The 242-nt window shown below is 38.4% G+C and carries 1 protein-coding gene; it reads left to right on the plus strand.

What is annotated here, in order from left to right:
* Positions 1-242: lamin tail domain-containing protein (locus AC3II9_RS22390; RefSeq protein WP_489158967.1), on the plus strand; the 242-nt coding region annotated here is incomplete at both ends.

The following is a 242-nucleotide window of genomic DNA, read 5'->3' on the forward strand; positions in this document are numbered from 1 at the left end:
CATGAAAACTTTTCAATTACGCACACTTTCTGTGCTATTAGGGGCACTTGGTGCTTTTACATATAGTCCTTGGGCACAAGCACAACTTATGTTTAGTCAATATGTTGACGGCAGTAGTAACCGCAAAGGTTTGGAAATTTATAATCCAGATGGGACTACAGTTAATTTAGCCGACTATGAAATTCAACAATTTAATAATGGCGGTACAGCAAAAACAGCGACTTTCCGTTTACAAGGATCGT

This window comes from Lysinibacillus sp. RU7 (genome assembly GCF_057837305.1).